The sequence below is a fragment of the Arthrobacter sp. AQ5-05 genome, from assembly GCF_003287975.1.
Taxonomy (GTDB): Bacteria; Actinomycetota; Actinomycetes; order Actinomycetales; family Micrococcaceae; genus Paeniglutamicibacter.
In genome coordinates this window covers 26,419-47,552 of sequence record NZ_QMKQ01000015.1, presented here as the reverse complement: position 1 = coordinate 47,552, position 21,134 = coordinate 26,419, and the positions used below count along the sequence as shown (strand labels likewise).

Genomic DNA, 21,134 nt, shown 5'->3' with positions numbered 1-21,134 from the left:
ACCGTGCACCGGCAACCCGCACCGCCGGCCCCCGTGGCGGTGGAACCCGGTGCCCACGACATCGTGGCCGTCCCGCTGCGCCACCCAGGTCGCTGGGTGCTGGCATCCCTGATCCTGCTGGCCCTGCTCGGGGTTGGAACCTCGCTGTGGCAGAACCCCAACATCGACCACCCCACGATCGCCAGGTACCTCTTCAGCGACCGGATCGTGGCCGGCGCGGTGCTCACCGTGGCGCTGACAATCATCACCATGGTGCTGTCCACGATCCTGGGGATCGTGCTGGCGCTGATGCGGCTCTCCGAAAATCCGGTGCTGAACTCCGTCGCCTGGCTGTACATCTGGATCTTCCGCGGCACCCCGCTGCTGGTGCAGATCGTGTTCTGGGGCTACCTGGGCCTGCTCTACAAGCAGCTGTCACTGGGGGTTCCGTTCACCGACTTCACGGTCTTCACCGTCGACACCAACGCGCTGATCCCGGCCTTCGTGGCCGGCGTGATCGCCCTGACCACCAATCAGGGGGCCTACACCGCGGAGATCGTGCGCGCCGGCATGCTCTCGGTCGACCAAGGGCAGAAGGAGGCCTGCTATTCGCTGGGCATGACCCCGCTGTTCACCTTGTTCAAGGTGGAGCTGCCGCAGGCCATGCGCGTCATCATCCCGCCCATGGGCAACGAGACGATTTCCATGCTCAAGGACACCGCGCTGCTCTCACTGATCGCCGTGGCCGAGCTCTACACGGTGGCCGCCCGCATCTCCTCGCAGAACCTTCACCAGGTCGAGCTGCTGATCGTGGTGAGCATCTGGTACCTGGCGCTGACCTCCATCCTGTCGGTGCCGCAGTACCACCTCGAACGCCACTACGGCCGGGGGTCCCGCACCCTGGGACCCACACCCATCGGCCGGGCCGTGGCCCTTGTCCATCGCGTACGTCGCAGCCAGGAAGGCAACAGAAAATGAACTCGATCCTTGAATCCCCGTCCCCGGTCCGCACCGACGAGCACCGCCTGCCGCTGGTCCAGGCCCGGGGGGTGCGCAAGAGCTACGGCCAGCTCCAGGTGCTCAAGGGCATCGACGTGCAGGTCGATGCCGGGCAGGTCATGTGCCTGCTCGGGCCCTCGGGGTCGGGCAAATCCACCTTCCTGCGCTGCATCAACCACCTTGAACGCATCGACGGCGGGAGGATCAACTTCGACGGCGAACTCATCGGCTACGCCCAGCGCAATGGCAAGCTCCACGAGATGAAGCCGCGCGAGGTCGCACGGCAACGCCGGGGCATCGGGATGGTGTTCCAGCGCTTCAACCTCTTCCCGCACCTCACCGCGCTGGAAAACATCATCGCCGCACCCATCGGCATCAAGAGGATCCCCAAGGCGCAAGCCATTGCCCAGGCCCACGAGCTGCTGGAACAGGTCGGGCTGGGAGACAAGGCCGCCCTGCACCCGGCCAAGCTCTCCGGCGGCCAACAGCAACGCGTGGCCATTGCCCGGGCGCTGGCCATGGAACCGAAGCTGATGCTCTTTGACGAGCCGACCAGCGCACTGGACCCGGAACTGGTGGGAGATGTGCTGGACGTGATGCAGAAGCTCGCCGCCAGCGGCATGACCATGATCGTGGTGACCCACGAGATCGGGTTCGCGCGCAACGTGGCCGACGAGGTGGTGTTCATGGACGGCGGCGTCGTGGTGGAATCCGGTTCACCGGCCGCGGTGCTGGGCAACCCCAGCCACGAACGAACCCGCGCTTTCCTGGAAAACGTGATCTAGCGGCGGTGCTCCGGGATATGGGTGCCGGTCATGCGGCCGCGTCCACCTGCGGGTGTCCAGCGGCCGCCCGGTTTCGCCTGTTAGTGTTCGAAGGGTCGATCCAAATGCTGGGAGTTTATGTTGCAGAAGAAGTGGGTTCTTTCCATGGCCCTTGTCGCCTCGTTGTCGTTCATGACCGGGTGCAGTGCCACGGCGGAACCGGAAGCGGCCCCCGCCTCCAGCAGCGCGGCCGTCGAGGCTGCACCGTCCGATGCCGCAAGCCCGACCCCGGACCTCGCCGGGGTCCCCGAGATCATCGCCACCGTCAACGGCGAGGAAATCACCAAGGCCGACTTCACCCGGATCTATGAGGGCCAGTTCGCCCAGGTCCTGCAGCAGGCGCAGCTCTCAGGCGAGGAACTCGACCAAGGCCAACTGCGCAAGCAGACGGCGGAGGGCCTGGTGAACACCGAATTGCTGATCCAGCAGGCGGCGAAGAAGAAGGTCTTTGCCACCTCCAAGGACCTGGACGCGGCACTGGGGGACGTTGCCAAGTCCAACGACATGGATACCAAGGAATTCCTGGCGGCCATGGACGCCCAGGGACTGAACCAGGACGCCGTACGCGCGCAACTGAAGACCCAGCTCGAGGTCGAGCGGTTGATCGCCAAGGAGGTGGGCGACTTCCGGCCCTCCGAAAAGGAAACCAAGGCCGCATACCAGGTGGTGCTCGACCAGTTCAAGAAGCAGGCGACCACCGACAAGGACGCGCCAAAGGCGCCAAGCTACAAGACAATGAAGTCCGAGCTCGAACAGCAGCTCAAGCTCCAGAAAGAGGCCGCAGCGGTCAAGGACTACGTCGCGGTGCTGCGCAAGGACGCCAAGATCACCATGGGCATGTAACGTGGCGGTGTCGCGCGTGGGAGCCTAGTGTTCCTCGTCGGCCGCGATGTGGGCCAGCAGCTCGGCCTCGGCGCGATCCAGGTACCCGCGCATTTCCTCCGAGGCCTGCTCGCGCTTGCCGGACTGCAGCAGGTCCACCAGCGTGGCGTTCAATTCCACGTAGTGCGAGTGGAAGTCGGGGGCGTCCCCCATGGCATGGAAGACCAGGCGCATCCGCGCCAGCACCTTGGTCATCAGTTCCTGCAGGTGCACGCTGCCGGTGGCCCGGACCAGTTCCTCGTGGAAGCACTGGTTGGCATCGGCCATCTTGGCGATGTCCCCGGCCTTCAGCGCGGCGCGCGCGTCAACGATGATGGATTCAAGGGCCGCGACGTCCAGGTCGGGTCCCCACAGCACCGCGGCGGGCTCGATCATCCGGCGCACCGCATAGATCTCCCGCACTCCCTCGGGCCCGGGGGAGGAAACAAAAACGCCGCGGTTGGGGATGCGGGTGATGACCAGCTCGTGGTCAAGCACGGCGAAGGCCTCGCGCAGCGTGTTGCGCGAGACCCCCATGGCGGCCGAGAGCGCCTGCTCGGAAAGCTTGGTGCCGGGCAGCAGCTGGCCCTCGGCGATCCGCGAACGCAACACCGCGGCAACCCACGCACCGGTGTGCGCGTGGGTTGACCCCTCGGCCAGGGGCAGGGACGATAACAAGGCGTTCACTGGCATCCTTTCAATCTAATCGAACCTGTCCGCGGAAACCGCAAGCGTTAAGCGATGCTCCCGAGTGCTTCGCCGCGGGCGATCGCGGTCCCCGGTTCCTGGGTTCCGCGGCCGAAGGTGCCGGCACGGTGGGCGGTGATGTTTGATTCCATCTTCATGGCCTCAAGCACGGCAACGGTGTCGCCCTCGGCCACTGCGGCGCCATCCTCGGCGACCCACTTGACCAGGTTTCCGTTCATCGGGGCGGCCAGTGTCGATTCGTCGGCCGCGGACGCGATGTTCTGGGCTGCCGCGTCGAAGGCCGCACCGGTGCCGCCGTGGCGGATCGAGTCCACGAGCGAGGCCGGAAGGCCGATGTTCATGGCCTTGCCGTCCACCTCGATGGTGAGGGTCTCGCGCGCCGAGCCCGGCTCGGCCGCGGCGATCTCGGGGCTGGAGGCCAGCTCGGCCGCGAACTCGGACTCGATCCAGGTGGTGTAGACCCCGTAGCGCTTGTTGTTGGCGAAGTCGGCGTTGCGCACCACCGCACGGTGGAAGGGCAGCACCGAGGGAACCCCGGCGATGACCATCTCATCCAGGGCGACCTTGGCCCGGCGCAGCGCCTGGGCGCGGGTGGCGCCGGTGACGATCAGTTTGGCCATCAACGAGTCGTAGTGCGGGGGGATCACCGAACCGGTGCGCACGCCCGAATCAACGCGGATGCCCGATCCGGTGGGCGCTTCGAAGGCGGTGATGCGTCCGGGGCCCGGCAGGAAGCCACGGGCCGGGTCCTCGGCGTTGATGCGGAACTCGAAGGAGTGGCCAGTGGGGGTCGGGTCCTGCGTGATCGAGAGCGCCTGCCCGTCGGCGATGCGGAACTGCTCGGCCACCAGGTCCACACCGGTGGTTTCCTCGGTGATCGGGTGCTCGACCTGCAGGCGCGTGTTGACCTCCAGGAAGGAGATCAGGCCGTCCGGGGCGACCAGGTATTCGACGGTTCCGGCGCCCTGGTAGCCGGCCTCGCGGCAGATCGCCTTGGCCGAGGAATGGATGGAGGCACGCTGCGCATCGGTCAGGAACGGGGCGGGGGCCTCTTCGACGAGCTTCTGGTTGCGGCGCTGCAGCGAGCAGTCGCGGGTGCCGACCACCACGACGTTGCCGTGCGTGTCGGCCAGGACCTGGGCCTCGACGTGGCGCGGCCGATCCAGGAAGCGCTCCACGTAGCATTCGCCGCGGCCGAAGGCCACGGTCGCCTCGCGCACGGCGGATTCGAAGGCGTCGTCGATTTCCTCGAGGGTCCGCACGACCTTGATGCCGCGTCCGCCGCCGCCGAAGGCCGCCTTGATGGCCACAGGCAGCCCGAACTCCTCGGCGAAGGCGCGGACCTCGGCGCCCGATTCCACCGGTCCATCGGTGCCCGGGACCAGGGGCGCGCCGGCACGCACGGCGATTTCGCGGGCGGTGACCTTGTTGCCCAGTGCGCGGATGGCGTCGGGATCCGGGCCGATCCAGGTCAGCCCGGCTTCCATGACGGCCTGGGCGAAGTCGGCGTTCTCTGCCAGGAAGCCGTAGCCCGGGTGGACCGCGTCGGCGCCCGAGCGGGCGGCGATGTCCAGGATCTTGTCGATGTCCAGGTAGGTATCGGAGCTGGCCGCCCCGTTCAGGGCGTAGGCCTCATCGCTGCGGCGCACATGCAGCGCGTCGGCATCGGGGTCGGAGTAGACGGCCACGGAAACCAGGGACGCGTCGGCACAGGCGCGGGCGATGCGGACGGCGATTTCCCCGCGGTTGGCGATCAATACTTTTTTCATGCGTGGGTTCCTTCGTCGGTGGAAGTGCCGGACTGGGTGGGAGCGACATATTCAAAACGGATGGTGGCCCCGGGAGGCAGCTGGGCCGCGGCGGGCAGATCCTCGGCGATGACCCCGGCGATGACCGGGTAGCCGCCGGTGACCGGGTGGTCTGCCAGGAAGAGCACCGGCAGGCCGGAGGGCGGGACCTGCAGCGCGCCTACGGCGACGCCCTCGGAGGCCAGTTCGCCCTCGCGGATGCGTTGCAGCGGTTCGGCGTCCTGGCCCAGGGCCAGGCGGACACCGACACGGTTGGATTCGGCCGAGACCTTCCAAGCCTGCCCGGTGAGCCGTTCCAGACCCGCTTCACCGAACCAGTCCCCGCGGGGGCCGGCGCTGATGCGCAGCGTGTAGATGCCCTGGGCGTCGGGAACCGGCAGCGGGGAAGGCTCGGGATTGCCCACCACGTGGGCCCCGTGGATCGCGCCGACCGGCAGCCGGGTGCCCGCCGTGAGCGGCGCCGGGCCGATGCCTGACATCGAGTCGGTGGAGCGCGAGCCGAGCACCGGCGCGACGTCGATTCCGCCGCGCACCGCCAGGTAGCTGCGCAGCCCGTTGCCACCGGGTTCCAGGGTCAACACCTCGCCGTCAAGCAGCGCGAAGGGGGTGTCCATCGGGATCTCGCGCTCACCGTGGAAGTCGTCCCCGTCCACCGGGTCCACCCGGATGGTGGCGGTGGCTCCGGACACCGCGATGACCGCGTCCCCGTGGGCGCGCAGGCTCATGGCCCCGAGCAGGTTTTCGATGACGGCCTCGGTGGCGCGGTTGCCCACGAGCCGGTTGGCCTGCGCGGCGGAGGCGGTGTCCGCGGCGCCCGCCGCCGACACCCCCAGCTCGCCGTAGCCCGGGCGACCCAGATCCTGGATCAGGGATTGCAGCCCGGGGTCCAGGATTTCGAGCAGGTTGCCGCCGGTCACCGGTGCGCTGTGCGCCCGGGGCGTGGCGGCCACCTGCATGGCGGTGCGCGTGGGAACAAAGCGCACCCGGTCCTGCGGGCGGATCAGTGCAGGGTTCTTCCGGTCCAGGTCCCAGAGCACTGCATCGGTGTGCCCGATCAGCTGCCAGCCGCCGGGGGAGGCGCGCGGGTACACGGCCGAGTAGTCCCCGGCCAGTGCCACGGCGCCGGAGGGCACGACCTTGCGCGGGGTGGAGCGACGCGGAACGTTCAGGACCTGGTCCTCGCCCAGCAGGTAGGCGAAGCCCGGTGCGAAGCCGCCGAAGGCAGCCCGCCACAGCTGCCGCGAGTGGGCGTTGATGACGCCCTCGAGGCTCAGTCCGGTCTTTTCCGCGACCTCGGCGAGGTCTTCCCCGTCGTAGTGCACGGGTACTTCCACCTCGGTGCCCGCGTCGGCCGGGGCGGACCCGAGCTCCAGGGTGCGCACGGTGCCGGCGATCTTCTGTGCGTTGGCCCAGGAATCGGCCTTGATGAACACGGTGCTTGCCGCGGCCAGCACATCGAGTTGCCCGGGCAGGGGGCTGGCCCCCAGCAGTGCGTCCAGGGCCAGCACCGAGTCGAGGTCGGAGAGCTCCACGAGCACCGACCGGGTTCCGGCGAAGCGGGTGGCGATCACGCTCATACGAAGCTCTTGATGGTGACGCCGGCGGATTCCAGGCCCGCGCGCACGGCCGCGGCCATGGCTACGGCCCCGGCGGTGTCACCGTGCACGCAGATGCTTTCGGCGTCCATGGGGATGACCGAGCCGTCGATGGCGACAATGGTCTTCTCGGTGGCCAGGCGGATCATGTTGGCGGTGACGGCTGCCGGGTCGTGCAGCACCGCGTTGGCCTCGCGGCGCGAGACCAGGGTGCCGGCGGGGGTGTAGTTCCTGTCGGCGAAGGCCTCGGCGACCGGGCGCAGGCCCGCGGCCTCGGCCTTGGCCAAGGCGACGGAGCCGGGAAGCAGCAGCACCGGCAGGTCCGAGCCGAAGGCGCGGATGGCGTCGATGACGGCCTGGGCGTGGGCCTCGTGGTGCACGATGGTGTTGTAGAGCGCGCCGTGCGGCTTGACGTACTTGATGGACGAGCCGGACGCGCGGGCCAGGGCCTCGAGGGCGCCAAGCTGGTAGAGCACGTCGTCGGCCAGCTCCATGGGGGAGCAATCCAGGAAGCGGCGGCCAAAGCCGGCCAGGTCCCGGTAGCCCACGTGGGCGCCGATGGTGACCCCGGCGGCGACGGCGTCGCGGCAGGTCTGGGCGATGACGCTGGGTTCCCCGGCGTGGAATCCGCAGGCAACGTTCGCCGAGGATACGGAGGTGAATATGGCGGCGTCGTCGCCCATCACCCAGCTGCCGAAGGACTCCCCGACGTCGGAATTCAGGTCGATGTAAGGCATTTGTGACCCCCGTCTCGTGTTGTGGTTCCCTTAAGGATGCACTATGAACGAAGATTGTTCAACAATCTTTCGTTGCTGGTTTCCCTTGCCGCCACCTTTCATCCCCGCGATTTGTCGTGGTGCATTCGCCGAGGTGGCGCCTAGGATGGGAAAACACAGGCAGTGGTGCCGCCAAACGGGCATCGCACCGATCCAAGGGGAGCGGACAGATGAGATTCATTTTCGAAGTCGACATGGGCACCGAGGCGATGAAGCTGGACCCCGAGGCGGAGATCTCCCGTGCGCTGCGCTACTGGGCCGGGAACCTCAAGAACTACCCCATGGATCCGGGCGCCGGCGAAGACATCTACGACAGCGAATTCAAGCCCGCGGGCAGCTGGGCCATCGTCGACGACTGAGCCCCTTTCCCGCGCGGGGTCGGCGCGCCCCTCCGCGCCGGGCCCGCCGGGTGCCAGACTTGCACCTGTGGATATCCAAATCATCAGCACCGTTGTTGCCGGGTTGCTCCTGGCGGTCGCCGTCGTGGGAACCATCGTTCCGGTGCTCCCCGGGAGCCTGTTGGCCATCGGCACGCTGCTGGCCTGGGGCTGGATCATGGGCAGCCCCGCCGCCTGGTGGTGCGCAGGGATCGGCATGGGACTGGCGCTCGCCGGCTGGAGCGCCTCGACGGTGCTGACCGGCCGGAACCTGAAGCAGCAAAAGATCCCGCGCGGCTCCATTGCCCTTGCCATCGGGCTGGCTGTGGTGGGCATGTTCGTCATTCCCGTGCTGGGGCTCTTCATCGGCTTCGCGCTGGGGCTGGTGCTGGGGGAATACGGGCGGCGCAAGGATCTTCCCGCCGCGTTGCGTGCCTCGGGCTCCGCGCTCAAGGCCATGGGGATCGGTGTCCTGGTCGAATTCGGCTGCGCGGCCATGGCCTCGTCGGTGTGGATGATCGGTGTGATCGTGCACTTCACCACGCGCTGATCCCGGCCTGCCGGGCTCGTCGCGTGGGCGGGCCCGCCCGGGCGGATCGGTGCCACCGTTCTTTCGCCGCGCTCCACGTAGGCAAATCCAGCACAAATGGAAGCCGCCCTGCCCGCGGGATGCGCCTGCGCCCACCGCAGCACCTCGTGGACGTCGTCGGCGCCGGTCAACCGCCATGCGTCGCTTGCGCCGTTTTCGTCCCGGAAGTCCGCGCGGTAGGCGGACGGCAGGTCCTCTGCCTGCACGTAGCGCGGGTCGCCGCCTGGTGGCGATCACGGTGCCGCCTGATGCGGGGCAGCGGCACCGCCCGGGATCGAGGCCGGTCCGGAGCATTGTGCCGCCCGCCACGGTAAATGCGCGGCCCAGGCCACAACCCCCTGTGAGCTTGCCAACCGAAAGTGCACAATAGCGCATCCGGGCGTGAAAACACACGTAATCTCGACGGTATAACGAACGAATCTTGGGCGGGTGCTGATTTCCCCGCGAGCTGAAAAGGGGTAGGGAATGCGGTTGCTGCAAAAGACAATGCCACTGGGTGAAGACATCTTGCTGGCACGTCACGGGTCGAGCATCGTGGAGATGACCCAGGACCGCAAGAACAACCTGACCCGCGCCCGCCTTGTCGACGGCAGCACCGATACTGCCTCGAACTTCCTGGTGAGCCTCAATGCGATGGCCGCGACCACCCCCGCCGAGCGTTTCACCAAGGTCGCCGGCGACTACTCGGCGGACCGGCTTCCGGTCAGCCGCCAAGAAATCCGGTTCATGGCCAAGGTCACCGGCATCTGGGCCGTTGCCTCGACCGCCTTCATCGGCGCACTGGGCTGGGTCATTTTCAACTACGGCGATCACGAATCGCTTGTGGGCATGATGGGCACCACCTTCTAGGGGGGACCCGCCCTCCCGCTTGCCGCCTCGTCGCGACGCACCGTCAAAAGGTGTCGGCCGACGGGGCTTTTTGCGCCCGCGCAGGATTCGGGGGAGAGGCCTGCCTAGCGCTTGCGGAACGAGAAGCGACCGATGATCCAGCCAATGAGCAGCACCGCGCCCAGCGAAATCCACAGCGGTGCGTTCAGGTCCAGGAACAGCAGCTCGATGCGGACCCGTTGGCGGTTCTGCAGGATGAATACCAGCACCGCGACGGCGCCGACGATCGCTATCCAGTTCTTGGCGGTCATCCGCGAGAGGAACCGGACTACGGGGTTCGTTCCGGTTTCCGGGGATTCGCTCATGCTGCCAGCCTATCGCGGATTCGCTGTTTGACGGGCGGCTATGTGGTCCGGGATGTTGCCAGCAGGCCGTTGACGATGGCGCGCAGCCCGGCGTGGAACGCGGCGTCGGCGCTGTGCCGGCCCGTGGCCCGCTGCGCCTCCAGCGCGCCCTCGAAGTTCGGGATGTTTCCCGTGTTCTCGCCCGGGTCGAAGATGTCCAGCGGGGCGGTGGCATCGAGGGCCGAGCCGAAGATGAACGACTCGAGGGCCACGATGGCAGGGATGATGTCTTCCTGCTTCCAACCGGCGCGGGTGAACCCGGCCGCAACCTTCTCATACATCTCCAGCGTGCGCGGGGACCCCGAGACCGGCAGCACCGCGATCAGCGGAATCAGCGGTGCGTGCCCCGCGAAGATGTCGCGGTAGGTCACCGCCCAGGCCATCAGTGCCTCATCCAGCGGCAGGGTCTCGAACACCGTCGAGTCGACCCCGTCCATCACGATTTCCTGGATCCACTGCATGATCTCCTGCTTGGACTCCACGTGGTTGTACAGCGCCGAGGGCGAGACCGACAGGGATTTGGCCAGTGCCGACATGGTCAGGGTGGAGTATCCGCCCGCCGCCACGAGCTTCAGCGCCGCCCGGGCAATGAGCTCCCGGTCCAGCACCACCGACCTCGGGCGCCCGGCGCGGCGGCGCGGCGCGGCCGTGGAAGATGCTGGTTCGTGGTTCAAGTTCCGCTCCTGACGTGGCCCACTTCACAATACTGCACAACATGGCCTAACATGGAACCAGTCTAGTAAATGAACGTCATTCATTTAGAACATCGGAAGAAGTGGACACCATGACAACCCTGGATCGCGACGTCGTCATCATCGGAGCCGGCCCCTCGGGCCTGACCGCCGCCTACGAGCTGCGCAAGGCGGGAAAGACCGTCGCTGTGCTCGAGGCCCGCGACCGCGTCGGCGGCCGCACCTGGAGCCAGGACATGGACGGGGCCACCATCGAGATCGGCGGCCAGTGGATCTCCCCGGACCAGACCGGCCTGTACTCGCTGATCGAGGAACTGGGCATCGAGACCTTCGAGCGCTACAAGGAAGGCGCCTCGGTCTACATGGCGGCCGACGGCACCCGCACCGTCTACACCGGCGAGGACTTCCCGGTGGCCGAATCCACGGTCGCCGAAATGAACAAGCTCATCGCCGAGATGGACCGCCTCACCGCCCAGGTCGACCCGGACGCCCCGTGGGAGCACCCGCAGGCAGCCGAACTGGACATGGTCTCCTTCCACCACTGGCTGCGCACCCTCTCCGACGACGAGCTGGCCTGCAACAACGTCGGCCTGTTCATCGCCGGCGGCATGCTCACCAAGCCCGCCCACACCTTCTCCGCGCTGCAGGCCCTCTTGATGTCCTCCTCCGCCGGCTCGTTCTCCAACCTCGTGGACGAGGACTTCATCCTGGACCGACGCATGGTCGGCACCATGCAGGGCGTCTCGATCGCCGTGGCGCAGCGACTGGGCGAGGACGTATACCTGAACAACCCGGTGCTCAAGCTCGACTGGTCCGACGAGGGCGTGACCGCCCACGGCACGGACGTCACCGTCAACGCCAAGAAGGTCATCGTTGCCGTTCCGCCGAACCTGTACTCGCGGATCTCCTACAACCCGCCGCTGCCGCGCCGCCAGCACGTGACCCACCAGCACCAGTCCATGGGCCTGGTCATCAAGGTCCACGCCGTCTACGAGACCCCGTTCTGGCGCGAAGAGGGCCTCTCGGGCACCTGCTTCGGCCCGTCCTCGATCGTGCAGGAAATCTACGACAACACCTACCACGGGGAAACCACCGGCACCCTGGTCGGCTTCATCTCCGATTTGCAGGCCGACGCGATGTTTGAGCTTTCCGAGGCCGAGCGCAAGGAAACCATCCTCAAGGACATGGCCACGTACCTGGGCCCCAAGGCCCTGGATGCGAAGGTCTTCTACCTCTCCGACTTCGGTTCCGAGGAATGGACCCGCGGCGCCTACGCCACCAGCTACGACCTGGGTGGGCTGTTCCGCTTCGGGCCCGACCAAAACAAGAACGTCGGCCCGATCTACTTCTCCTCCTCGGACCTGGCCGGCGAGGGCTACCAGCACGTGGACGGCGCCGTGCGCATGGGACGGCGCACCGCCGCCCGCATCGTCGCCGCCGTGGACGGCACCGACGACGACCTGGGGTACGACGGGGTCATCTCCAAGTTCGGCACCCTGACCTCGCTGGACGCCTAGGTTCCATGCGCTACTTGATCGGATACACAGCCGACGCCCGCGGCGCGGAGGCCATCGCGCTCGCCGCGGCGTTGGGCGGGCCCACGGCCCACCTGGACATCGCCATTGTCCTGCCCGAGGACACCCCGTTCTCGGCCACCTACCCGGGCAGCGACCACGGCTACTCCTCCATCCTGGCGGACCAGGTCGACGCCTGGGCCAAGGAAGCGCTCAAGCTGGTTCCGGCCGGCCCCACCGCCCGGGTCATCGCCCGCGCGGTCGCCTCCCCGGCAGCCGGATTGATCGCCATGGCCAAGGAAACCGGTGCCCAGGTCATCGTGCTCGGCGGGCGCAAGCGCCACGTGGCAGGGTTCTTTGTCCCGGGCTCGGTGGCCAGCTCGCTGCTGCACGCATCGCCGTTCCCGGTGGCCATGAGCACCCCAGGCGCCGTCGCGTCCCTGGAACGGGCCGGGGGCAAGCTCAGCCGGATCACCGCGTTCGTCGGCACCCGACCCGGTGCCCGCGCCGTCGTGCAGGCGGCCGCAACCGCCGCAAGCAACCAGAAACTGGCGCTGCGCGTGGTGTCCCTGGTGGCCCAGGACCGTGCCACGGCCGGGTCTCCGGAAGCGGAAGACTCCATCGAACGCGCCCGGGCCACCGCCGCCGCGGTCGTTCAGGATCTGGGCGTCACCGCGGAGATCATCGTGGCCTCCGGCGCCGGCATCGACGATGCCATCGCCGAACTCGACTGGGAGGACGGCGAGGTCGCCGTCGTCGGCTCGAGCCGCCTGGCGCGCAAGCGCCGGCTCTTCCTGGGCACCACTGCCCAACGCATGCTGCGGACCCTGCCGGTCCCGATGATTGTGGTTCCCAAGAGCCACAAGTCCGAACCCGCCCGCTCCTAGCACCAATCACCGCATGACGGTGCCGCGTTTCCCCCTGCCCGCCAGGGAAGGAGGCGCGGCACCGCCTGGATGAAGGAATACAACCATGAGTCGTGACACAGCGACCGAATCCCGCGCCACAGCGGCTGCCGAATCAGGCCTGGGCGACAAAGGCCTGTCCAAGGGCACCGTCGGCGTGCTTGGCGCCGTGGTCATCGGCATCTCCTGCATTGCCCCCGCCTACACCCTGACCGCTGCCCTGGGCCCTACGGTCGCCGAGGTCGGCACCCAGCTGCCGGCGATCTTCCTGGCCGGGTTCCTGCCGATGCTGCTGGTGGCCCTGGGCTACCGCGAACTGAACGCGGCGATGCCGGACTCCGGCACCTCGTTCACCTGGGCCACCCGCGCCTTCGGCCCCTGGATCGGCTGGATGGGCGGCTGGGGCTTGATCGCCGCCACCATCATCGTGCTCTCCAACCTGGCCGCGGTCGCGGTGGACTTCTTCTACCTGCTGATCGCCCAGCTCACCGGCAACGACGCCATCGCCGAGCTGACGCGCAACCTGTGGGTCAACATCCCCACGACGCTGGTGTTCATCGCCGCCGCCTGCTGGATCTCCTACCGCGGCATGCAAACCACCAAGGCGTTCCAATACGCGCTGGTCGCCTTCCAGCTCGTGGTGCTCACCTGGTTCGCCGTGGCCGCGTTCAGCCACGTGAACAACGGCACCGCCTTCGACCCGACGCCGATCTCGCTGGACTGGTTCAACCCCATGGCCGTGCAGTCCTTCGGGGCCTTCGCCGCCGGCGTCTCGCTGTCGATCTTCATCTTCTGGGGCTGGGACGTCACCCTGACCATGAACGAGGAAACCACCAACCCGGCCAAGGTCCCGGGCCGAGCCGCCACGCTGACGATCCTGATCATCATGGGCATCTACATGGTCATCTCGCTGGCCGTGATCTCCTACGCGGGCATCGGGGAGACGGGCCTGGGCGCCGGCAACCCGGAGAACCAGGAATCGATCTTCGCGGTGCTGGCCGGGCCGATCATGGGCCCGTTCGCGATCCTGATGTCCCTGGCGATCCTGTCCTCCTCGGCGGCCTCGCTGCAGTCCACCCTGGTGTCCCCGGCCCGCACCATCCTGGCCATGGGCTACTACAAGGCGCTGCCCGAGCGCTTCGGCAAGGTCTCCCCGCGCTTCATGTCCCCCTCCACGGCCACCATCACCGCCGGTTCGGCGGCCGCGGTGTTCTATGTGGTCACCCGGTTGCTGAGCGAAAACGCCCTGTGGGACACCATCACGGCGCTGGGCCTGATGATCTGCTTCTACTACGGAGTCACCGCACTGGCCTGCGTCTGGTACTTCCGCCGCGAGGCGTTCGACACCGTGCGCGGCTTCTTCTTCAAGTTCCTGGCCCCGTTGGTGGGCGGGGTGATCCTGCTGGTGATGTTCGCCAGCACAGCACGCGATTCCATGGACCCGGACTACGGGTCGGGTTCCAACATCGCCGGGCTGGGCATGGTGTTCATCCTGGGCATGGGCGTGCTGGTCCTGGGTGTGGGCGTGATGTTCTACATGCGCATCCGCCGGCCAGGGTTCTTCAAGGGCGAGACGCTCAAGCGCATGCTGTAGGCGTTGGCCCGGCAAGACCCCTAGCGGCTGCCGGTTTGGCGGTGACTTGATCCCCGCCAAACCGGCAGCCTCCTGGTTAAGGCCGAAACGCGAGCACGAACCGGGACCGGGCGGGCATGGGATGATGGGGGCATGGGGGCATTGCCCAACCACCTTCGAAGAAAGAGAGTCATGAGCGAGGAACTTGTGGTGTTGTTGGCCAACGACGGCACCCGCATCGGAACGGCATCCAAGGCGCTCGTGCACACCGCACACACGCCCTTGCACCTGGCCTTCTCCTGCTACCTCTACGATGGCCAGGGCCGGATCCTGATGACCCGGCGCGCCCTGTCCAAGAAGACCTGGGCCGGGGTGTGGACCAACTCGTTCTGCGGGCACCCGGGCGAGGGAGAGTCCTTTCCCGATGCCATCGCCCGGCGCGCCGAGCAGGAACTGGGCACCACCATCTCCTCGATCGCCCCGCTGCTTCCGGACTTCGCCTACCGCGCAGTGGACGCCTCCGGAATCGTGGAGAACGAGGTCTGCCCGGTCTTCTCCGCGCTTGTCGCTTCCGAGCTGGCGCCCAACCCGGACGAGGTCGCCGAATACGCGTGGGTCGATCCCCTGGCGCTGAAGACCGCCGCGCTGGCCGCGCCCTTCGCCTTCTCCCCATGGCTGCTGGAACAGATCGGCCAGGGATCGCTGGATAGCCCCCGCCCCTGATCGGTGCCCGGCACCGCCCTCCAACCTTCCCCCGCCCTGGCGCGGGGGAAGGTCTTTGCCTTTCTAGGGCACCTTGGTGAAACACCGCCGGCGCAGGCCGGGGGTTGAATCCAGGAGAAAAGCGGTGGGCGACGTTGCGGCAAATTTACTAGGAAGACCTAGTAAATTTTGGTCCTTCCCAGTAGAGTCGCGAATGAGTGAACGACACGACGCCCGGGAAGGGAACACGGATGAAGATCGCGGTTTTGATCAAGCAGGTTCCGGACACCGCCGAGGAGCGGATCCTGGATCCGGGCAGCGGACGGGTGGACCGCGGGGCAAGCGACCCGGTGATCGACGAGATCACCGAGCGCGCCCTGGAACTGGCCCTGGCGGTCAAGGACCAGGACAAGTCCACCGAGGTGGTGGTCGTGTCCATGGGGCCGGCCGACACGGCCAAGTCCATCCGCAAGGCACTGTCGATGGGCGCTGATTCCGGGATCCACGTGCTGGACGACCTCCTGGCCGGGGCCGACCTGGTGCTCACCGCCAGGATGCTGGCCGCCGCGCTGCGCGAGACCGGTGCGGACCTGGTCATCGCCGGCAACGAGTCCACCGACGGGCGCGCCGGCATGCTCCCGGCCATGGTCGCAGAACACCTTTCCCTGCCCATGCTCGGCTCCCTGGTTTCAGCGGAGATCGGCAGCGGCTCGGTCAGCGGCCGTCGGCAGAACGAATCCGGCACCCAGGAGGTCGTCGCGACCTACCCCGCCATCATCACCGTGACCGAACGCTTCCCCGAAGCACGCTTCCCCAACTTCAAGGGCATCCTGGGCGCCAAGCGCAAGCCCGTGGAAACCCTGTCCGCCACGGAACTCGGCGGGGAGACCAGGGCGGCCAGCACCGTGCTTGAAGTCTCCAAGCGCCCCGCCCGCACCGCAGGGGCCAAGATCACCGACGACGGGAACGCTGCCGCCGAACTCGTCGACTTCCTCGCCTCCCGGCGCCTGATCTAGCATAAGGAACTTTCCATGGCAAACATCCTGGCACTGGTTGAACTGACCCACACCGGACACCTGGCCGCATCGGCCCGCGGCCTGCTGGCCGTCGCCGCCCGGCTGGGCACCCCCGTGGCCGTCACCGCCTCCGAAACCGTCTTGGACCCAGCCGCCGCGGCGCAGCTGGCCGACCTTGGTGCCGCCACGATCCACGCGGTCCAGGTCCCCGGGGCCAACGGCACACTCATCACCCCGCTGGTCGACGCCCTTGCCGACGCCGTGGCGGCCCACGAACCGGCCGCGGTGCTCGTGGCTGCCTCGGTCGACGGGCGCGAGGCTGCCGCACGCCTGGCCGTGCGCACCGGCGGCGGCCTGCTGGCCGACGTCGTTGACGCCGCGACCACGGACGCCGGCATCGTCACGGAGCACTCGGTTTTCGGCGGCGGCTACACCGTCCGCGCCCGGGTCTCCGGCGCCCTGCCCATCATCACGCTGCGCCCGGGTGCCATCGACGAGTCTGCAGCCCCGGCCGCCGGAACGCTCAACGCGGTGGCCCTGGCGCCGCCCGCCACCCGCAGCGCAACCGTGACCTCCTTTGCCGATGCCCCGGAAGAGTCCGCCCGGCCCGAGCTGCGCGGGGCAGCCACCGTGGTCTCCGGCGGACGCGGCCTGGGCTCGGCGGAGAATTTCGTGCTGGTCGAGCAGCTCGCCGACGCACTTGGCGGTGCAGTGGGTGCCTCCCGGGCAGCGGTCGACGCCGGCTACATCACCCAGACCGCGCAGGTCGGGCAGACCGGCGTGTCGGTCTCCCCGCAGCTCTATGTGGCCCTGGGCATCTCCGGGGCCATCCAGCACCGCGCCGGGATGCAGACGGCCAAGACCATCGTGGCGATCAACAAGGACGAGGACGCCCCGATCTTTGACATCGCCGACTTGGGGATCGTCGGAGATGTCTTTACGCTGGTTCCGCAGGTGATTGAGCTGCTCAAGTCCCGGACCTAGCACCCGGTCCACCCCCGAAGACGATCCAAACCACGAACGCGAGGCACCACAGATGACGGCCCGGTCCACCCCCAAAAAGCAGGCCACCAATACCTGGGCACGAGCCGGCATCATCGCCGGGTCCCTGGTCGTCCTGCTGGTCATCGCCGTCGTCGTGGCCCGCTGGCTGGTCGGCCTCGAGTCGGTCAAGACGTGGTTGGAAACCTACACCGGGCACTCGGCGCTGCCCGCCGGCGCCCCGGTCGGTTTCCCGGCCTGGCTGGGCTGGCAGCACTTCCTGAACGTGTTCTTCCTGGTGCTGATCGTGCGCACCGGCTGGCAGGTGCGCACCAATACCCGGCCCGCCGCCCACTGGGTGCGCAACAACAAGGGCCCGATCCGCACCAAGGGCGCCCCGACGAAGATCAGCCTGGACCTCTGGTTCCACCTGACCCTCGATGCCCTGTGGGTGCTCAACGGCATCATCTTCATCATCGTGCTCTTTATTTCCGGACAGTGGGTCCGGATCGTGCCCACCAGCTGGGACATCTTCCCCAACGCGCTCTCCGCCGGCCTGCAGTACCTGTCCCTTCACTGGCCGACCGAAACCGGCTGGGTCAACTACAACGCCCTGCAGGTGCTCGCCTACTTCGTCACCGTCTTCATCGCCGCACCGCTGGCGATCGCCACCGGCCTGCGCATGTCCGGCGCCTGGCCCAAGAAGGCCGCCGCCCTGAACAAGGCCTACCCGATGGAACTGGCCCGTGCCCTGCACTTCCCGGTCATGATCTACTTCGTTGCCTTCACCGTGGTGCACGTGGCCCTGGTGCTGGCCACCGGGGTGCTGCGCAACCTGAACCACATGTACGCGGCCAACGACTCGGCAGGGTTCGCCGGGCTCATCATCTTCGCGGTGTCCATCGTGGTGATTGTGGGCGTCTGGTTCCTGGCCCAACCCGTCTTCCTGCGCCCGCTGGCCTCGCTGACCGGCAAGGTCGGCAAGTAGCCAAAAAACACCTTCCGTCCATCCGCCCGCCACCGACGACCCAGGAGCCGAGAATGTTCGAACTCACCGAAGACCAAAAGGCCATTGTCGAGATGGTGGCCGACTTCGCCGCCGAGAACATCGCACCATATGCAGCAGCCTGGGACCGGGACCACCACTTCCCCGTCGATGTGCTGGCACAGGCCGGGGAGCTGGGCATGGGCGGGATCTATGTCCGCGAGGACTTCGGGGGATCGGGCATGAGCCGGCTGGACGCCGCGCTGATCTTCGAGGAGCTGTCCAAGGCCGACCCGACGATCGCCGCCTACATCTCCATCCACAACATGGTCGCGTGGATGATCGACCGCTTCGGCAACGACGAGCAGCGCGCGGCCTGGGTTCCGCAGTTGTGCACCATGGAAATGCTTGGCAGCTACTGCCTGACCGAACCCGGCGTCGGCTCGGATGCCGCGGCACTGAGCACCCGGGCGGTGCTCGACGGGGATTCCTACGTGCTCAACGGGACCAAGCAATTCATTTCCGGCGCCGGGACCTCGGGTGTGTACCTGGTGATGGCACGGACCGCCGACACCGGCAGCGCCGGGATCACGGCCTTCCTCGTCCCGGACGGCACCGAGGGCCTGTCCTTCGGGGCGCTGGAGGCAAAGATGGGCTGGAACGCCCAGCCCACCCGCCAGGTGGTCATGGAAAACGTCAGGATCCCCGTGGGCAACCGCCTCGGCGAGGAGGGGACGGGTTTCGGGATCGCCATGAAGGGACTCAATGGCGGCCGGGTGAACATCGGTGCGTGCTCGGTTGGCGGCGGACAGTCCGCGCTGGACAAATCCGTGGCCTACCTGAAGGAACGCGAGGCCTTCGGCAAGCCACTGATCGGGCAGCAGGCGCTGCTCTTTGCCATCGCCGACATGGAAACCGAACTCGAAATCGCCCGGACCATGATCTGGCGCGCCGCAGACGCCTTGGAACGCGGCACCGCGGATACGGTCAGGCTCTGCGCGATGGCCAAGCTGGTGGCCACGGACGCCGGGTTCAACGCCGCAAACACGGCCCTGCAACTACACGGCGGCTATGGCTACCTGTCCGAATACGGAATCGAGAAGATCGTCCGCGACCTGCGCGTGCACCAGATCCTTGAGGGCAGCAACGAAATCATGCGGCTGGTCATCGGGCGCCTGGCCGTGGAGAAGTAGGCTCGCCGCGCGGGATGGGCCGAGCCCGGCCACCGTGGCTGGGGTCGTGGAGCCTATGCCCTCGGGGATAGGGTTTCCCCTGGCACTACGAGGACACGAAGGACCGGCTCCAATCAATAGTTGGGATCGGTCCTTCGCGTCCCTGCAAGCCAATGTCCTGCGAGAGGGCTAGTTGCCCGCCCAGGCAGTGGCCTGGACCTCGACCAGCAGCTCGGGGGCGAGCAGCGGCGCAACGATGGTGGCGCGCGACGGGCGGTGGGTGCCGAAGGTGTCGACCCAGGCACGGTTGTATTCCCCGGCCATGGCCGCGTCGTTGATGTAGACCGTCGCCGTGGCGACCGCATCGAGCCCGAGGTCGTAGGCGGCCAGGACGGTGCGCAGGTTCTTGAGCGTCTGGACAGTTTGCGCGTAGATGTCGCCGGATCCGACCAAGACCTTGTTTTCGTCCTTGGAGACCATGCCCGAAACGAAAACCAGGTCTCCGGCGCGGGTGGCGCTCGGGAACGGGCTTGCCTCGGTGGTGATTCCTGCGACGTCGATGTTCGTAAGGCCCGAAGTGCCCATGATGCTCCTCAATCAGATGTGGTGCGGACGGCAAAACGCCGCCCGGAAAAAGACTAGGGCATCAAGGACAAGGTCGCCTGAACCTTGCCGGGCATGTTTCGGCCGGTTAGCTCAGGTGGTCGAGCAGTGCGGTGGTGCGGTAGGGGATCACGTCGCGCAGGATCATCGAGGTGGAGGTCCTGGTGATTCCCGGGCACAGCCGGATTTCCTCGCTGACCCGGTAGAGGTCATCCGGATCGGTGGCGACAGCCCGGATCAGCAGGTCGGTGTCCCCGGCCGGAGCGACGCATTCGAGGACCTCGGGAATGAGGCTCAACGCCGCGATGGCTTCCTCCAGGTGCGACTGGTCAAGCTCGGCGCTGACGACGGCCGAGACGCCGCGTCCGACCGAGGCGGGCTTCACGCGGCTCGAGTTCGGGCGCAAGGCGCCGGAGCTGGCCAGACGTTCCATGCGGGTCTGGACGGTTCCTCGGGCCAAGCCGAGGCGCTGTGCCAGCATCATGGTGGGAACGCGGGGATCCTCGTCCAGGGCCAAGAGAATGCGCCTGTCAGTATCATCCAGTTGGTACGATTCCGGCGTCATTCCGGCTCCTTCGCCTAGGTTCGGTCAGACTGACCAAGTTGTTCGGTAGCTACCGCTCCATGTTAGTCAAAATGATCAGTGATACCCAACTGTGTTGCACGGTATGCCCGGTTGTTGCTTTAGTGGTTGTTAGAAGCTCAGCCAAGGTCACAAGCTACGGGGAGCAGACCCTTGTAGCTGGACCGGATCCAGGCCGGGCTACGGGTTGGCCCACAAGGCCTCAGGTCGAAACGTAAGAGTGGTCCGCAAAGATTCCAAAACTTGGAGTCATCGCGGACCACTCTTGTTTTTGCCCCTCGGCGATCCCGAAACCGGTGAATCCGGCATCCGTTATCCACAGAAGCGATGTTGAGCGCCTCGGTGAACCCGGAAACGGGTAGCCTTCATTACATGAGGTTCCTGCGTCTAGAAGATGTCGCCGACGAGTTGAATGTAAACCTGCCGCAGGTGCGGTCATTGGTACGCAGCGGCGACCTGCCGGCCATCAAGATCGGCGGTCGCGGGGTCTGGCGGGTGGAGCGCAGCGAACTCGAGGCCTATATCCAGCGCCAGTACACCGTGGCGCGCGAATCCATCGAGGCCTCAGCCGCCGACGGCGACGAGGAATAGGAACCCGGCGACCTTCGATTTTGCAGGTGGGTCGCCACGGGTTTAGGCTGAAAATGTTGGGGCTCGACG

22 protein-coding genes and 1 pseudogene are annotated in these 21,134 nt (G+C 67.1%); 15 read left to right on the top strand and 8 right to left on the bottom strand.

Annotation, left to right across the window (positions count from 1 at the left end):
- Positions 1–3 precede the first annotated feature (3 nt).
- The 3 genes from DQ353_RS13480 (at position 4) to DQ353_RS13470 (ending at position 2,645) form a co-directional block, all read left to right on the top strand.
- Positions 4–957, top strand: a complete 954-nt coding sequence (locus tag DQ353_RS13480; RefSeq protein WP_286166812.1) for an amino acid ABC transporter permease — start codon at positions 4–6, stop codon at positions 955–957.
- The gene (locus tag DQ353_RS13475) at positions 954–1,763 is read left to right on the top strand and encodes an amino acid ABC transporter ATP-binding protein (RefSeq protein ID WP_286166811.1); all 810 of its coding nucleotides are present in this window, start codon (positions 954–956) and stop codon (positions 1,761–1,763) included. Before DQ353_RS13480 ends, DQ353_RS13475 begins: the two co-directional genes overlap by 4 nt.
- 117 nt (positions 1,764–1,880) lie before the next feature.
- Complete coding sequence (locus tag DQ353_RS13470; protein ID WP_113763256.1) at positions 1,881–2,645, top strand: SurA N-terminal domain-containing protein; 765 nt, start codon at positions 1,881–1,883, stop codon at positions 2,643–2,645.
- A 24-nt stretch (positions 2,646–2,669) separates the two neighbouring features.
- Here DQ353_RS13470 and DQ353_RS13465 read toward each other — a convergent pair whose 3' ends face one another.
- The 4 genes from DQ353_RS13465 to DQ353_RS13450 are packed head-to-tail and all read right to left on the bottom strand — an operon-like array spanning position 2,670 to position 7,511.
- The gene (locus tag DQ353_RS13465; protein ID WP_113763255.1) at positions 2,670–3,356 is read right to left on the bottom strand and encodes a GntR family transcriptional regulator; all 687 of its coding nucleotides are present in this window, start codon (positions 3,354–3,356) and stop codon (positions 2,670–2,672) included.
- Between the two features lie 41 nt (positions 3,357–3,397).
- Positions 3,398–5,140, bottom strand: a complete 1,743-nt coding sequence (locus DQ353_RS13460) for an acetyl/propionyl/methylcrotonyl-CoA carboxylase subunit alpha (RefSeq protein ID WP_113763254.1) — start codon at positions 5,138–5,140, stop codon at positions 3,398–3,400.
- Entirely contained in the window at positions 5,137–6,756 is a 1,620-nt protein-coding gene (locus DQ353_RS13455) for a 5-oxoprolinase subunit B/C family protein (protein WP_113763253.1), read from the bottom strand. The genes DQ353_RS13460 and DQ353_RS13455 overlap by 4 nt, the downstream gene beginning before the upstream one ends.
- Entirely contained in the window at positions 6,753–7,511 is a 759-nt protein-coding gene (locus DQ353_RS13450; RefSeq protein WP_113763252.1) for a LamB/YcsF family protein, read from the bottom strand. Before DQ353_RS13450 ends, DQ353_RS13455 begins: the two co-directional genes overlap by 4 nt.
- Positions 7,512–7,720: 209 nt before the next feature.
- On the opposite strand from DQ353_RS13450, the gene DQ353_RS13445 reads away from it, so the two are divergent.
- From DQ353_RS13445 to DQ353_RS13435, 3 genes are all read left to right on the top strand, one after another.
- Complete coding sequence (locus tag DQ353_RS13445) at positions 7,721–7,909, top strand: hypothetical protein (protein WP_113763251.1); 189 nt, start codon at positions 7,721–7,723, stop codon at positions 7,907–7,909.
- Between the two features lie 67 nt (positions 7,910–7,976).
- Positions 7,977–8,477, top strand: coding sequence for a DUF456 domain-containing protein (locus DQ353_RS13440; RefSeq protein WP_113763250.1), 501 nt, complete (start codon positions 7,977–7,979; stop codon positions 8,475–8,477).
- Positions 8,478–8,981: 504 nt separating this feature from the next.
- Positions 8,982–9,365 (top strand): hypothetical protein, encoded by a 384-nt coding sequence (locus DQ353_RS13435; RefSeq protein ID WP_113763249.1) that lies wholly within the window; start codon positions 8,982–8,984, stop codon positions 9,363–9,365.
- Positions 9,366–9,469: 104 nt separating this feature from the next.
- Here the strand turns inward: DQ353_RS13435 and DQ353_RS13430 are convergent, their stop codons facing one another.
- Both DQ353_RS13430 and DQ353_RS13425 read right to left on the bottom strand, forming a co-directional pair.
- Entirely contained in the window at positions 9,470–9,709 is a 240-nt protein-coding gene (locus tag DQ353_RS13430; protein WP_113763248.1) for a LapA family protein, read from the bottom strand.
- Positions 9,710–9,747: 38 nt separating this feature from the next.
- Positions 9,748–10,422 (bottom strand): TetR/AcrR family transcriptional regulator, encoded by a 675-nt coding sequence (locus tag DQ353_RS13425; RefSeq protein ID WP_113763247.1) that lies wholly within the window; start codon positions 10,420–10,422, stop codon positions 9,748–9,750.
- 98 nt (positions 10,423–10,520) lie between these two features.
- Between DQ353_RS13425 and DQ353_RS13420 the strand changes: the two are divergent.
- The 8 genes and pseudogenes from DQ353_RS13420 to DQ353_RS13385 all read left to right on the top strand — a co-directional run.
- Positions 10,521–11,957: pseudogene (locus DQ353_RS13420) on the top strand (flavin monoamine oxidase family protein); the annotation flags it as partial.
- Positions 11,958–11,962: 5 nt separating this feature from the next.
- Positions 11,963–12,841 (top strand): universal stress protein, encoded by an 879-nt coding sequence (locus DQ353_RS13415; RefSeq protein ID WP_113763245.1) that lies wholly within the window; start codon positions 11,963–11,965, stop codon positions 12,839–12,841.
- Between the two features lie 85 nt (positions 12,842–12,926).
- Complete coding sequence (locus DQ353_RS13410) at positions 12,927–14,453, top strand: APC family permease (protein ID WP_113763244.1); 1,527 nt, start codon at positions 12,927–12,929, stop codon at positions 14,451–14,453.
- A 171-nt stretch (positions 14,454–14,624) separates the two neighbouring features.
- Complete coding sequence (idi, locus tag DQ353_RS13405; RefSeq protein WP_113763243.1) at positions 14,625–15,155, top strand: isopentenyl-diphosphate Delta-isomerase; 531 nt, start codon at positions 14,625–14,627, stop codon at positions 15,153–15,155.
- 230 nt (positions 15,156–15,385) lie between these two features.
- On the top strand, positions 15,386–16,150 hold the full coding sequence (locus DQ353_RS13400; protein WP_113763242.1) for an electron transfer flavoprotein subunit beta/FixA family protein: 765 nt from the start codon (positions 15,386–15,388) through the stop codon (positions 16,148–16,150).
- A 15-nt stretch (positions 16,151–16,165) separates the two neighbouring features.
- Entirely contained in the window at positions 16,166–17,134 is a 969-nt protein-coding gene (locus tag DQ353_RS13395; RefSeq protein WP_113763241.1) for an electron transfer flavoprotein subunit alpha/FixB family protein, read from the top strand.
- Between the two features lie 52 nt (positions 17,135–17,186).
- Positions 17,187–18,119 carry a cytochrome b/b6 domain-containing protein gene (locus DQ353_RS13390; RefSeq protein WP_113763240.1) on the top strand — a complete coding sequence of 311 codons (933 nt, stop codon included), beginning with the start codon at positions 17,187–17,189 and terminating at the stop codon, positions 18,117–18,119.
- Positions 18,120–18,172: 53 nt separating this feature from the next.
- The gene (locus tag DQ353_RS13385; protein ID WP_113763239.1) at positions 18,173–19,309 is read left to right on the top strand and encodes an acyl-CoA dehydrogenase family protein; all 1,137 of its coding nucleotides are present in this window, start codon (positions 18,173–18,175) and stop codon (positions 19,307–19,309) included.
- Positions 19,310–19,477: 168 nt separating this feature from the next.
- Here DQ353_RS13385 and DQ353_RS13380 read toward each other — a convergent pair whose 3' ends face one another.
- The gene (locus DQ353_RS13380) at positions 19,478–19,873 is read right to left on the bottom strand and encodes a RidA family protein (RefSeq protein WP_113763238.1); all 396 of its coding nucleotides are present in this window, start codon (positions 19,871–19,873) and stop codon (positions 19,478–19,480) included.
- 106 nt (positions 19,874–19,979) lie between these two features.
- Positions 19,980–20,456 carry an Lrp/AsnC family transcriptional regulator gene (locus DQ353_RS13375; protein ID WP_113763237.1) on the bottom strand — a complete coding sequence of 159 codons (477 nt, stop codon included), beginning with the start codon at positions 20,454–20,456 and terminating at the stop codon, positions 19,980–19,982.
- Positions 20,457–20,846: 390 nt separating this feature from the next.
- Here DQ353_RS13375 and DQ353_RS13370 point away from each other — a divergent pair, with 390 nt between their 5' ends.
- The gene (locus DQ353_RS13370) at positions 20,847–21,065 is read left to right on the top strand and encodes a helix-turn-helix domain-containing protein (protein ID WP_113763303.1); all 219 of its coding nucleotides are present in this window, start codon (positions 20,847–20,849) and stop codon (positions 21,063–21,065) included.
- Positions 21,066–21,134 lie beyond the last annotated feature (69 nt).